Genomic DNA, 12,639 nt, shown 5'->3' with positions numbered 1-12,639 from the left:
ACAAAACCGCTCTATCTCCTGATTTACGGCCTATAGCGCTAACTCAAATTTATTGCTACTTTCCGCAGCGGTGATCACCACGGAGTTCTAATAATGAAAAAAGTAATGCTCAAGACCACACTTAGCCTCGCCGTTACCATGGCATCTTCCCAACTGTTCGCAAGCGGCTTTGCCTTGAACGAGCAAGACGTTGCCGGGATGGGTACGGGTTTCGCAGGCCGCTCTTCTTCTGCGGATAACGCAAGCACTGTCTACGGTAACCCTGCTGGTATGGCTCGCCTGCAAGGTCAGCAAATCACCGGTGGTGTTGCTGCCATCGATGCCTCCACCGATATCAAAGATGCCGGCGGCCGTTCTTTCGGCAGCAACAAAGGCGACATGGTGCCGTTCACAGGCGTCCCATTCGGCTTTTACACTAATAAACTCAATGATCAGTGGGCCATCGGCTTCGGTGTGTATGCACCGTTCGGCCTGGTGACTGATTATGAAAGAGGGTTCCAGGGTCGCTCGTTCGGCAGCTACAGCAAAGTGTCTGTCATCACCCTGCAGCCGACCGTCAGCTACGCCTTCAACGACCGGGTTTCCATCGGCTTTGGCCCGACCATCAACCGGATTTCCGGCAAACTGGAATCCGAGCTGGCCCTGACGCCAAACCCAGCCGTCCCGAACACCAACGTCACGATCAAAGGCGACGATACTGCTGTCGGCTTCAACGTTGGTGTGCTGGTACAAGCCACCGACACCACGCGCGTGGGCCTGACTTACCACTCCAAAGTCAGCTACAAGCTGGAAGGCCACACCGAAGTGAGCGCGCCGACCCCTACCGCTGCGCTGTTGGCCAGCGGTAAATACGACGCCTCGTTGAAAATCGACACGCCCGAGTCCTACGACCTGTCCGTCACCCAGGACATCAACGATGCCTGGAAAGTCTATGCCGGTAGCACCTGGACTCGCTGGAGCCGTCTGAAAGACATCACCGTCAACAACGAAGGCGTCACCCGCGCCGGTGGCCTTGCAGCACCGCAAATCGTGGGCTCTATCTCCGAGCCGCAGAACTGGCATGACACCTGGGCATACGCCGTGGGTACTTCGTACCAGGTTACCAAACAAGTGGTACTGCGTACCGGCCTGACCTTCGACCAGTCGCCAACCAACAACACTGACCGTTCGCCACGTATTCCTACCGGCGACCGTACGATCTTCAGTGTGGGCCTGGGCTATGAAGTCATGCCAAACATGATGGTCGACCTGGCTTATTCCTACCTCAAGGAAGAGCCGGTCAAGGTCAACAAGACCAACGCTCTGGGTTCGTCCTATAGCGCCAAGTACGAAAACAGCGCCAACGGCTTCGGCTTGGGCGTGACGTACAAGTTCTGATTCACGCTGTATAAAAAAGCCCCGCTCTCCCGTAAAGGAGGCGGGGCTTTTTCGTGGCCGAAGATCAGGGTTTGGACGCCAGCGCCTGCTCAACCGCCTTGATCAGATCCGGGTTGTCCGGCTTGGTCAAACTGGAAAAATTGCCGATCACCTTGCCTTGTCGGTCGACTACGTACTTATAGAAATTCCACTTCGGCGCGCTGCTCTGTTGCGCCAGGATCTTGAACAGGTGCACCGCATCCGGGCCTTTGACTGTCTGCGGTTCGGTCATGGTAAAGGTCACGCCGTAGTTCACGTAGCAGACCTTGGCGGTCTCTTCGCCGGTCTTGGCTTCCTGCTTGAAATCGTCGGAGGGCACGCCAATCACTTCCAGCCCTTGGCCCTTATAGCGTTGGTACAAGGCTTCGAGCCCTTTGAATTGCGGGGCGAACCCGCAGAAGCTGGCGGTATTGACGATCACCAGAGGTTTACCAGCAAAGCGCTGGCACAAATCGATGGACTCCTTGGCCCGCAACTTGGGCAATTGCCCCTCAAGCAGCGCCGGGCAATCGGCAGCCATGGCCACACTGCCAACAGCCATCAGGACGGGTATAGCGAGCCAGCGCATCAACATGTCGAAGGTCCTTGTTCAGTTCAGACACCGAACTTAACAGATCGCCATGCCTAACTGCATCAACGCCAAGCCGCCGTTCTGCCAGCCCCACCAGGCCAGCAACAGCAGGAATACACCTGCCGCCACTGCCAAACACCGCGCCGTTACACTCATGCTGTCTCCATCTGCGCTTCTAGCCGAGCCACCGGCCGTTCACGGACCGGCCAGTTCAGGGCCGCAGCGAGCAGGCTCAACAGGATAGCCACCTGCCAGATCAAATCGTAGTTGCCCGTCCGATCATAGACCACGCCGCCCAACCAGCCACCGAGGAACGAACCGAGCTGATGGAACAGGAACACAATCCCGCCGAGCATCGACAGATTTCGCACACCAAATAGCGTCGCTACCGTGCCATTGGTCAGCGGCACGGTCGACAACCACAGGAAGCCCATGGCCATGCCAAACAGGTAAGCCGTGACTTGGGTCACCGGCGCCCACAGGAACAGCACGATGACCACCGCACGCAGCAAATACAACCCAGTGAGCAAGCGCGGCTTGGACATGCGCCCACCGAGCCAACCGGCGGTGTAGGTGCCAAACACGTTGAACAGGCCAATCAGCGCCAGCACCGTGGTGCCTACGGTTGCTGGCAAGTGCTGATCCACCAGATAGGCCGGCAGGTGCACGCCGATAAAGACCACCTGGAACCCACAGACAAAGAAGCCGAAGGCCAGCAGCCAGAAGCCGGAATGGGAGCAGGCTTCACTCAAGGCTTCGCGCATCGTTTGCTGGCCGGCCAGGGTGGGCAGCGGTTTGTCCTTGAGCATCGCGACCAGCGGCAGGATCAACGCCACCATCATGCCCAGCGTCAGCAAGGCGGCCGACCAGCCCAGCCAGCCGATCAAACCCAAGGTGCCCGGCACCATAGCGAATTGGCCAAAGGAACCTGCGGCGCTCGCAATGCCCATGGCCATACTGCGTTTTTCCGGTGGCACGGCGCGTCCCACCACCCCCAGAATCACCGAGAACGAAGTACCCGACAGCCCGATACCGATCAACAACCCCGCACTCAGGGACAACGACCACGCCGAATCGGACATGCCCATCAGCACCAGGCCGACGGCGTATAACACGCCACCGACAAACACCGCCTTCGTCGCGCCAAAACGGTCGGCCAAGGCTCCGGTAAAGGGTTGCGCAATGCCCCAGATCAGGTTTTGCAGGGCGATAGCGAAGGCGAACGTCTCACGCCCCCAGCCGAATTCGGTGCTCATCGGCCCCAGGAACAGGCCGAAGCCATGCCGTACGCCCAGGGACAACGCCAGGATCAGCGCACTCCCCAACAAAACCCAGCCACTGGTGCGCCACATCGTGGTCATTTCTTATTCTCCGCTCGCGGGTATATACCCGCTTGTATTCGAACAAACTCGCTTTCAAGCGAGTTCGTCCAGCAAGGCCAACAAGGTTTCGCGTTTTTGCGCACCCAGTCGATCGATCAGTTTCTGCTGCGCCGCCTCCCAGGCCGGCAAGGCGGCGGCCAGTCGTTCCTCACCCGCCGCAGTCAGCAGCACCAGGCGGTTGCGCAGGTCATCGCCCTCGACCAACTGCACCAGCCCCTCCCCTTCCAGCACACGGAGATTGCGCCCCAAGGTGCTGCGATCCAGCCCCATGGCCTCGGCCAGGCTGGAAATACTCGGCTGGTCGAGACGTTGCAGGTTACACAGCAGAGAATACTGGGCGACGTTGATCCCGAAGCCGTCGAGAGCGCCGTCGTAATGCCTGCTGACGCCACGGGCGGCACGTCGCAGGTTGGTGCATAAACACTGGGAGGCAAGCATAGAGCGTGTATATACCCGGGGTTAAGAAAATGCAAGAAAGTGTTACAGCACCAGCGCGATCAGAACGGTCATTTCCAGTAGCTCCAGCAGCGCCCCGGCGGTGTCGCCAGTGGTGCCGCCCAGCCGGTTGACCATCAATTGGCGCAAGCCGAAAAAGCTCAGCGCAGCGATTAAAACGGCTACGCCGCCGCTGAAGCCGCCGATCAGCAGGCAGGCCAAGCCACTCAGGATAAGCACCTGCTGGCCGACGATCCGCGGTAAATGATCCGCCAGCGCCTGCCCCAGACCGCCGGCACGCACATAACGCGTGGTCAGGAACAACGCCAGCATCGAAGCCCGCCCGATCAACGGCGCGAGAATCAGCGCCACGCCATTGCGCTGCTCAATCAAGGCCACCAAGGCGGTGAACTTGAGCAGCAGCACCAGGCCCAGCGTCACCACGGCAATCGGGCCGCTGCGTGGGTCTTTCATGATGGCCAGCGTGCGCTCGCGGTCGCCGAAGCCACCGAGCCAGGCATCTGCGCTGTCGGCCAGGCCGTCCAAGTGCAAGCCGCCACTGAGCAACACCCAGGCCGTCAGCAAAAGCGCGGCGTGCAATAACAGCGGCGCGCCCATCAGCGCGATATTCAGGCCCCACAACAGCAACCCGAACAGCAAGCCCACCAATGGATAAAACAGCAGCGAACGCCCCAGCTCCTGAGGCTGCGGCATGCCTGGCAAACGAATCGGCAGGCTGCTCAGAAATTGCAGAGCGATCCAGAACGGCAGCATCGTCAGGCTCCTTCCGTCAACACGCCATCGGCCGCAACGTGCAGGCTGAACAATCCAGCGTGGCCGACTTCGACGTTCAGCAACTGTTCCCGAGGCAAACCGCGCGCCTGCGCCAGCAGCAGGCGCATCACACCACCATGGCTGATCAGCAATACGCGCTCGCCGGCATACGCCTGATGCAAGCGTGAGACGGCGCCGAGCACCCGCTTGGAAAAGTCGCTGACCGTCTCGCCCTCAGGCGGCGTGAAGCGGTACGGGTCGGCCCAGAACAGGCCCAGCCCTTCGGCATCGGTTTGCATCAGCGCCGCCGCGCTCTGCCCTTCCCAGGCGCCGAAGTGCAACTCTTGCAGATCCTTTTCCAGACTCACCGGCAGATTGAGGCGTGCGCCCAGCTCCTGAGCGAACAGCGCGCAACGCTGCAATGGGGAACTGATCAACCGATCCCATGGGCCCCGCTCCACCACGGCGCTGCGCATCTGCTCCCAGCCCTTGGCGGTCAGCGCGTCGTCCAGGCTACCGCGCAGGCCACCGCCCAACTCGGTTTCGCCGTGGCGCAGCAGGTCCAGGTACAAGGTCATGCCGGACGGTCTGCCACAGCCGCTTCCGCGAAGGTCGCCATCTGCCCATGCAGCGCGCAAGCCAGGCGCAGCAACGGCACCGCCAACGCCGCGCCGCTGCCTTCGCCCAGGCGCAGACCCAGCGCCAGCAACGGTTGTGCCGCGAGGCTTTGCAGCACCGGCCGATGGCCCGGCTCCGCCCCCCCATGGCCGAACACCAGCCACTCCCGGCACGCCGGGTTCAGGCGCGTAGCGACCAATGCGGCAACCGTGCAGATAAACCCATCCACCAGCACCGCCACGCCCTCCTGGGCACAGGCCAGATAGGCACCGACCAACGCTGCAATTTCAAACCCGCCGAGGTTGAACAGGGTCTGCAATGCATCGTCACGCTGATCGGCATGCAATGCGAGTGCACGTTCGATGACGGCGACTTTATGGCTGACCCCCTCGGCATTCAGACCGGTGCCCGGGCCTGTCAGGTCACTCACCCGGCAATCGAGCAAGGCACACGCCAAAGCGCTGGCGGCAGTGGTATTGCCGATGCCCATTTCGCCGCCGATAAACAATTGTGCACCGCCTTCCAAGGCACGCCGGGCGCTGTCACGACCCGCTTGCAGGGCCAGGCGCCCTTGCGCTTGAGTCATCGCCGGGCCGCTGACGAAATTGGCCGTGCCCGCACCAATGTTCAGGTGGCGCACGCCGGGCAAATTCAGCGAGGGCGTCACGGTGCCGAGGTCGATCACTTCCAGCTGCGCATCCAACTGCCGCGCCAGCACGCTGATTGCCGCGCCGCCGGTGACGAAGTTATGCAACATCTGCCCGGTCACTGCCTGCGGGAACGCCGACACGCCTTCGGCTACCACGCCATGGTCACCGGCGAAGATGGCGATCCACACGTGATCCACCGAGGGTTTGAGCTGGCCTTGCAGGCCGGCCAACTGCACCGCCACAGCCTCCAATTGACCGAGGGAACCGGCCGGCTTGGTCAATTGCTGCTGGCGTGCCAGCGCTTGTTCATGCGCAGAGGCATCGACGGCCTTGCAGGGGTTGAGCCACCAGGTGTCAGTCATAACGCAGTACCTTTCAACGTCAGGGGCAAGCCGGCAACCGTCAGGACAACGCGCTGACACCGCTCGGCCAAGGCTTGATGCAGCCAACCGGCTTCATCCACATAGCGGCGAGTCAATTCGCCCAGCGGCACGACACCCAGACCGGTCTCGTTGCTGACAAAAATGATTTCCCCCGGCAAAGACGCCAGGGTTTCCAGCAACTGTTCGCGCTCATGCAGCAAGCGCTCGGCATCTTCGAGCATCAACAGGTTGGTGAGCCACAGCGTCAGGCAATCCACCAGCAGGCAACGCCCGGGCGCGGCGTTTTCGCGCAACACCCGCGCCAGCTCGACAGGCTCCTCGATCAAGTCCCAGTGCACGGGCCGCCGCTGGCGATGCTGGGCGACGCGCTCGCTCATTTCGCCGTCCAGCGGCTGGCTGGTGGCGATATAGATGACGGGCAATCGACTGTCGGTGGCGAGCTTTTCAGCAAGGCGGCTTTTGCCGGAACGGGCACCGCCGATAATCAGTTGGTGCATGCTGCCACTCCACACAAAGTGCGCAATAAATCGGTATCCAGATGCTGCTCCACCAGATCCGCCAGACGCTCGATATCGCGCTCGCGCAGGGCGTGGTAATCCACGGCTTGCACGTCGACCAGGCCGGCCCAGCGCAGCAAGGCACTGCACGCGGCGGGCGTCTCGAACAGGCCATGCAGATAGGTGCCGAGAATCTGCCCGTCCGCACTCTGGGCACCGTCATGACGACCATCGTCCAGCAACACGGCCGCTTTCGACAGCGCATCGCCGGACGTCACCCCCGCATGAATTTCATAACCACTGACCTCGGCGTCTTCCAGCAACAAGCGCCCGCGCACGTTGCGCAATTGCTTCTCGGCTGCCAGCGTCGTGCTGAACGCCAGCAGCCCCAAGCCCTCGCTGGACCCGGCCGGCCCTTCCAGCCCGAGCGGGTCATGCACCTGCTCGCCGAGCATCTGCAGACCGCCGCAAATCCCCAACACCTTGCCGCCGTAGCGCAGATGCCGGGCCAAGGCAGTGTCCCACCCATTGGCGCGCAGATACGCCAGGTCGCTGCGCACACTTTTGGAGCCCGGCAGGATGATCAGGTCGGCAGCCGGGATCGGCTGGCCCGGCCCGACAAATTGCAAGTCCACCTGAGGGTGCAGGCGCAGGGGGTCGAAATCCGTATGGTTGCTGATGCGCGGCAATACCGGCACCACCACCTTGAGCACTTGGGCCGCCTTGTCGATCTGGCGCGAATCAATGCCATCCTCGGCTTCCAGGTGCAGGTCCAGCACGTAGGGCAGCACGCCCACGACCGGCTTGCCGGTGCGCGCTTCCAGCCAATCCAGCCCGGGCTGCAACAACGCGATGTCGCCGCGAAAACGGTTGATGACAAAACCCTTGACCCGGGCCTGCTCGGTGGGCGACAGCAGTTCCAGGGTGCCGACCAGATGGGCGAACACACCGCCGCGGTTGATGTCGGCGATCAACAGCACCGGGCAATCCACAGCTTCGGCAAAGCCCATGTTGGCGATGTCATTCGCCCGCAGGTTGATCTCCGCCGGGGAGCCGGCGCCTTCCACCATCACCACCGGGTAGGCGGCGCTCAACCGTGCGTGAGAGGCCAGCACCGCTTGCATCGCGATGGCTTTGTAGTCGTGATAGGCCACTGCATTCATGCTGGTCACGGCGCGACCCTGGATGATCACTTGGGAGCCGGTATCGCTATTGGGTTTGAGCAGCACCGGGTTCATGTCCGTGTGCGGCGCGAGGTGGGCGGCCTGGGCCTGCACTGCCTGGGCACGACCGATCTCGCCGCCTTCGGCCGTCACCGCGCTGTTGAGCGCCATGTTCTGCGGCTTGAAGGGTGCCACCGCCACGCCCTGGCGTACCAGCCAGCGGCACAGCGCGGTCACCAGCGTACTTTTCCCGGCATCGGAAGTGGTGCCTTGCACCATCAGCGTACTCATGCGGCTTCCTTGTAGGCCGTCAGGGCTTCATCGAGTCGCAGCCAATCCGCCTCGGTGTCAGGCAGGCCGAAACGCAGGCTGCTGTCGTGGACAAACAGGCGTAACAAGATGCCGCGATGAGCCATGAACGCATGCAGGCGTTCTGCGTGCGGTGTGATCAACCACTGGAACAACGCGCAGCCGCCGTGCGGCTGAAAACCATGACGCTCAAGCAGCTCATACAAACGTCGGCCGGCGTCGATGCACCGTTGACGCTGACGCGCGTGCCCGGCGCTGTCACGCAGGCACACCTGGCCCAGCACGCGTGTCGGCCCGCTGACCGTCCAGGGGCCAAGTTGCTCGGCCAATAACTTGAGCAATTTGCGTTCGGCCAGTACGAAGCCCAGGCGCACACCGGCCAAACCAAAGAACTTGCCGAACGAGCGCAACACAATCAGGCCAACCTGATCGGCCTGGCCCGCCAGGCTCAGTTGCGGGGTAACGTCCATGAACGCTTCGTCCACCACCAGCCAACCGCCGCGCTGGGCCAGGCGTGAATGCCAGTCCAGCAGGCGTTGCGGGGCCAGGCTCAGGCCGGTGGGATTGTTCGGATTGACCACCACCAGCACGTCGAGGGCATCCAGGAAAAAGTCGACTTCCTGCTCCTGCACCTCGCGCACCACATACCCGGCGCGGCGCCAGGCTTCGGCGTGCTCGGCATAACACGGCGACAGCACGCCGACCTTACCGGTGCGACGCAGGCGCGGCAGCAATTGGATCGCCGCCTGGGAACCCGCCACCGGCAGGACATGCGTGGTGCCGTAGTACTCACTGGCCGCCGCTTCCAGGCCATCATCGGTTTCCGGCAACCGCGCCCAGGCCCGCAGCGGGATCTCCGGGATCGGCCACGGCCAGGGCGCCAGGCCACTGGACAGGTCGAGCCAATCGGCTTCGGCAATTCCGTACTGAATCGCTGCCTTACGCAGCCGACCACCGTGCTCAAGCATAGAATTGCGCCCCCGCGCAGAGAATCAGCAGCCATAACCATACGCCGCGCTGCACCAGTTGCCAGCCACGCTCGATGGAATCGGCATCGGCCGCCGGGCCTTCGCCCAACGGTGGACGCTGGTGCAACTCGCCGTGATAAATCGCCGCGCCGCCCAACTCGACACCCAATGCCCCCGCACCGGCCGCCATCACGGGCCCCGCATTGGGGCTGTCCCAGGTTCGGCCCTGGGTGCGCCAGCATTTCAGCGCCAGGCGGGTCTTGCCCAGCACGGCGTAAGTCAACGCCACCAGGCGTGCAGGAATATAGTTGAGTACATCATCGATCTTGGCGGCCGCCCAGCCGAAGCGCTCGAAGCGTTCGTTGCGATAGCCCCACATGGCATCCAGGGTATTGCTCAAACGGTAGAGCACCACGCCCGGCACACCGGCCACCACGAACCAGAACAACGCGGCGAACACCGCGTCACTGCCGTTTTCCAGCACCGACTCGGTGGCGGCGCGGGCGACTGCGGTGGAGTCCAGCTCACTGGTCTGACGGCTCACCAGGTAACTCACACGTGTACGCGCCAGTTCCAGGTCATCACTGCGCAACGCCTGGGCCACCGGCATCACATGCTCGCCAAGGCTGCGCATGCCCAGTGCACAGTACAACGCGAGAATCTCCAGCACCCAACCCATGTAGGGCGCCCAGGACAACGCCGTGGCCAGCACGGTCAGCGGCACCACTGCGAGACACCACGCGGTCACGCCATGGCTGCGCCAGCCACGGCCACCGGTATTGAAGCGCTGCTCGATGCGCCCGGCGAAATTGCCGAACGCCACCAGCGGATGCCAACGCCTGGGCTCGCCCAGCAACGCATCCAGCGCCACCGCGGCGACACACAGCAAGGCCACACTCATTGACTCACTCCCCACACATTTTCATACAGCATGTCACTCAGCGGCCGTGGTTCGGTCCAGCCTTCGAGCTGCAACATAGGCGCCGGGTAGAACTCGGTCACCGGCCCCAGGCACAGCACCGCCAAGGGTTTCGCGCCGGGCGGCAGGCCCAGCAGCTCGGCCAGGGCCTGGGGCTCGAACAGCGAGACCCAGCCCATGCCCAACCCTTCGACGCGGGCCGCCAGCCACAGGTTCTGGATTGCGCAGGACAGCGACGCCATGTCCATTTCCGGCAAGGTGCGCCGCCCGAAAATATGCCGCTCGCGATCATCCATCAACGCTGCCACCAAGACTTCGGCGCAGTCGTGGATGCCTTCGACCTTGAGCTTCATGAATTCGTCGGAGCGCTCACCGAGGGCTTCGGCGGTGCGCACGCGTTCGTCCTCCACCAGTTGTTGAATCTGCCCACGCAGGGAGCGGTCGCTGATGCGGATAAACCGCCAAGGCTGCATCAGCCCGACACTGGGCGCCTGGTGCGCGGCCTGGAGCAAGCGGTGCAACAACTCAGGGGCGACCGTGCCGCCGCTGAAGTGACGCATATCGCGGCGTTCGGCGATAACGCGGTAGACCGCGTCGCGATCGGCCTGGGGGAAAGCGTTGTCACTCATGGTGTGGTTGCGACCTCGACATCGGGCGCAAACAGCGCGGCAACGGCTTGGGGGTTGGACGGAAAGTAGAAGTGTACGTACGAAGCGGTCATCCGCCCCTGACGATAAACCGCTTCGGCGCCGCGCCCACCATTGGGGCTCAAGCCTCGGGCAATCGGCTGCCACTGGGTGCTGGTCAGGGAATGGTGATAGGTGTGGCCGCGCAGCACCCCCTCCGGCAAGTCGACACTTTGCAGGGCCAGGGCGGCGAGTTTCTTTTGCATCACTGCGTCACCCTGCAGCAGGCCGACCAGTTCGACGCGGGTGCCCTCAACGTCCGTGAGCGAGTCCAGCAGGTAGAGCATCCCGCCGCATTCGGCGAGCAAAGGCTTGCCGGCAGCGTGGTGGGCGCGGATGGCGTCAAGCATCGGTGTGTTGTCCGACAGCGCGCGGTGGTGCAGCTCCGGGTAACCACCGGGCAGATAGAGGCTGTCGACGTCAGGCAATTCACGATCGTGAATCGGCGAAAAGAAGCGTAGCTCGGCGCCCATCGCCCGCAGCACGTCAAGGCTGGCGCCATAGGTGAAGGCGAACGCTTCGTCGCGGGCCACGGCAATACGTACGCCGGCGAGCAGCGGTTCGGCCTCGATCAGCTCCGGGGCGGCAAAGCTCACCGGCGGTGGCAGAGCCACCTCGCAGCTGCTGCCCAGGGCCTGGGCGGCAGCATCCAGGCGTACATCGAGGTCATTCAATTCGCTGGCTTGCACCAGCCCCAGGTGACGGCTGGGCAACTCGATCCCGGTTTCCCGGGAGAGTGCGCCGTACCAGCGCAGGCCCTCAGTAAGACTTCCTTCAAGCAGTTGCGCATGGCGCAGGGTTCCCACGCGGTTGGCCAGCACGCCGGCGAACGGCAAGTCCGGCTGGTAACGCGCCAGGCCCAGGGCCAGGGCACCAAAGGTCTGAGCCATGGCGGTGCCGTCGATCACGCCCAGGACAGGCACGCCGAAGTGACGGGCCAGGTCGGCGCTGGACGGGGTGCCGTCGAACAGGCCCATCACGCCTTCGATCAGGATCAGGTCGGCCTCCCCCGCAGCTTCCCACAGTAGACGACGACTTTCCTGCTCGCCGACCATCCACATGTCCAACTGATAGACCGGCGCACCGCTGGCACGCTCGTGGATCATCGGGTCGAGAAAGTCCGGCCCGCACTTGAACACGCGTACCTTGCGCCCCAGGTTGCGGTGCAAACGGGCGAGCGCGGCGGTGACGGTGGTTTTGCCCTGGCCGGACGCCGGTGCGGCAATCAACACGGCCGGGCAATGACGGGGCTGGTTCAAAGTTCGACGCCCTTCTGTGCCTTGATACCGGCCTGGAACGCGTGCTTGAGCATGCCCATTTCGGTGACGGTATCGCCCATTTCGATCAGTTCAGGCTTGGCACCGCGCCCCGTCACGACCACGTGCTGCATCGGCGGGCGGGCTTGCAGGTCGCTCAGTACCTGATCCAGGTCGAGGTAGCCGTGCTTGAGGGCGATGTTCAACTCATCCAGCACCACCAGGCCAATGCTCGGGTCTTGCAGCATTGCGCGGGAAACCGCCCAGGCAGCCTCGGCAGCGGCGATGTCGCGCTGACGGTCCTGGGTTTCCCAGGTAAAGCCTTCGCCCATCACATGAAAACGCACTTGTTCGGGGAAGCGGCGGAAGAACAATTCCTCACCGGTGCTGTTACGCCCCTTGATGAACTGCACCACACCGCATTGCATGCCGTGGCCCATGGCGCGAGCGAGCATGCCGAACGCCGAACTGCTTTTGCCTTTGCCGTTGCCGGTCAGCACCAGCAGCAATCCGCATTCGTTGGGGGAGTTGGCAATCCGCTCATCGATGACGGCTTTTTTGCGCAACATGCGCGCCAGGTGGCGTTCATCGCGGTCAGGGGAATCAGTCATG

At 63.0% G+C, this 12,639-nt stretch carries 14 protein-coding genes; 1 reads left to right on the top strand and 13 read right to left on the bottom strand.

Annotated elements, in window-relative coordinates:
* Positions 1 to 93 precede the first annotated feature (93 nt).
* Entirely contained in the window at positions 94 to 1,377 is a 1,284-nt protein-coding gene (locus C9383_RS27845; RefSeq protein ID WP_060756076.1) for an OmpP1/FadL family transporter, read from the top strand.
* Positions 1,378 to 1,441: 64 nt separating this feature from the next.
* Here the strand turns inward: C9383_RS27845 and C9383_RS27840 are convergent, their stop codons facing one another.
* The 13 genes from C9383_RS27840 to cobO all read right to left on the bottom strand — a co-directional run bounded on the left by C9383_RS27840 (position 1,442) and on the right by cobO (position 12,638).
* Positions 1,442 to 1,990, bottom strand: a complete 549-nt coding sequence (locus C9383_RS27840; RefSeq protein WP_090369483.1) for a glutathione peroxidase — start codon at positions 1,988 to 1,990, stop codon at positions 1,442 to 1,444.
* A 149-nt stretch (positions 1,991 to 2,139) separates the two neighbouring features.
* Complete coding sequence (locus tag C9383_RS27835) at positions 2,140 to 3,348, bottom strand: MFS transporter (protein WP_090369481.1); 1,209 nt, start codon at positions 3,346 to 3,348, stop codon at positions 2,140 to 2,142.
* Positions 3,349 to 3,402: 54 nt separating this feature from the next.
* Entirely contained in the window at positions 3,403 to 3,807 is a 405-nt protein-coding gene (locus C9383_RS27830; RefSeq protein ID WP_060756079.1) for a MarR family winged helix-turn-helix transcriptional regulator, read from the bottom strand.
* 42 nt (positions 3,808 to 3,849) lie between these two features.
* A complete protein-coding gene (locus C9383_RS27825; protein WP_090369479.1) occupies positions 3,850 to 4,578 on the bottom strand; it encodes an adenosylcobinamide-GDP ribazoletransferase in 729 nt (242 codons plus the stop codon).
* 2 nt (positions 4,579 to 4,580) lie between these two features.
* Positions 4,581 to 5,156 carry an alpha-ribazole phosphatase family protein gene (gene cobC / locus C9383_RS27820; RefSeq protein ID WP_090369477.1) on the bottom strand — a complete coding sequence of 192 codons (576 nt, stop codon included), beginning with the start codon at positions 5,154 to 5,156 and terminating at the stop codon, positions 4,581 to 4,583.
* Positions 5,153 to 6,208, bottom strand: coding sequence for a nicotinate-nucleotide--dimethylbenzimidazole phosphoribosyltransferase (gene cobT, locus C9383_RS27815; protein ID WP_090369474.1), 1,056 nt, complete (start codon positions 6,206 to 6,208; stop codon positions 5,153 to 5,155). The genes cobC and cobT overlap by 4 nt, the downstream gene beginning before the upstream one ends.
* A complete protein-coding gene (gene cobU, locus C9383_RS27810) occupies positions 6,205 to 6,726 on the bottom strand; it encodes a bifunctional adenosylcobinamide kinase/adenosylcobinamide-phosphate guanylyltransferase (protein WP_090369472.1) in 522 nt (173 codons plus the stop codon). Before cobU ends, cobT begins: the two co-directional genes overlap by 4 nt.
* On the bottom strand, positions 6,714 to 8,180 hold the full coding sequence (locus tag C9383_RS27805; protein ID WP_090369470.1) for a cobyric acid synthase: 1,467 nt from the start codon (positions 8,178 to 8,180) through the stop codon (positions 6,714 to 6,716). Before C9383_RS27805 ends, cobU begins: the two co-directional genes overlap by 13 nt.
* Positions 8,177 to 9,166 (bottom strand): threonine-phosphate decarboxylase CobD, encoded by a 990-nt coding sequence (gene cobD / locus C9383_RS27800; protein ID WP_090369468.1) that lies wholly within the window; start codon positions 9,164 to 9,166, stop codon positions 8,177 to 8,179. The genes C9383_RS27805 and cobD overlap by 4 nt, the downstream gene beginning before the upstream one ends.
* Positions 9,159 to 10,067 carry an adenosylcobinamide-phosphate synthase CbiB gene (gene cbiB / locus C9383_RS27795; protein WP_090369466.1) on the bottom strand — a complete coding sequence of 303 codons (909 nt, stop codon included), beginning with the start codon at positions 10,065 to 10,067 and terminating at the stop codon, positions 9,159 to 9,161. The genes cobD and cbiB overlap by 8 nt, the downstream gene beginning before the upstream one ends.
* Positions 10,064 to 10,714: a 5,6-dimethylbenzimidazole synthase gene (gene bluB, locus C9383_RS27790; RefSeq protein WP_060756087.1), complete on the bottom strand. Its 651-nt coding sequence runs from the start codon at positions 10,712 to 10,714 to the stop codon at positions 10,064 to 10,066. The genes cbiB and bluB overlap by 4 nt, the downstream gene beginning before the upstream one ends.
* Entirely contained in the window at positions 10,711 to 12,030 is a 1,320-nt protein-coding gene (locus C9383_RS27785; protein WP_090369464.1) for a cobyrinic acid a,c-diamide synthase CobB, read from the bottom strand. Before C9383_RS27785 ends, bluB begins: the two co-directional genes overlap by 4 nt.
* Positions 12,027 to 12,638 (bottom strand): cob(I)yrinic acid a,c-diamide adenosyltransferase, encoded by a 612-nt coding sequence (cobO, locus tag C9383_RS27780; RefSeq protein ID WP_060756089.1) that lies wholly within the window; start codon positions 12,636 to 12,638, stop codon positions 12,027 to 12,029. The genes C9383_RS27785 and cobO overlap by 4 nt, the downstream gene beginning before the upstream one ends.
* Between the last annotated feature and the right edge of the window lies 1 nt (position 12,639).

This window comes from Pseudomonas palleroniana, assembly GCF_003031675.1.
Classification (GTDB): Bacteria; Pseudomonadota; Gammaproteobacteria; order Pseudomonadales; family Pseudomonadaceae; genus Aquipseudomonas; species Aquipseudomonas palleroniana.
Note: the sequence above shows the minus strand (reverse complement) of the source record. Positions and strands in the feature narration are given on the sequence as shown.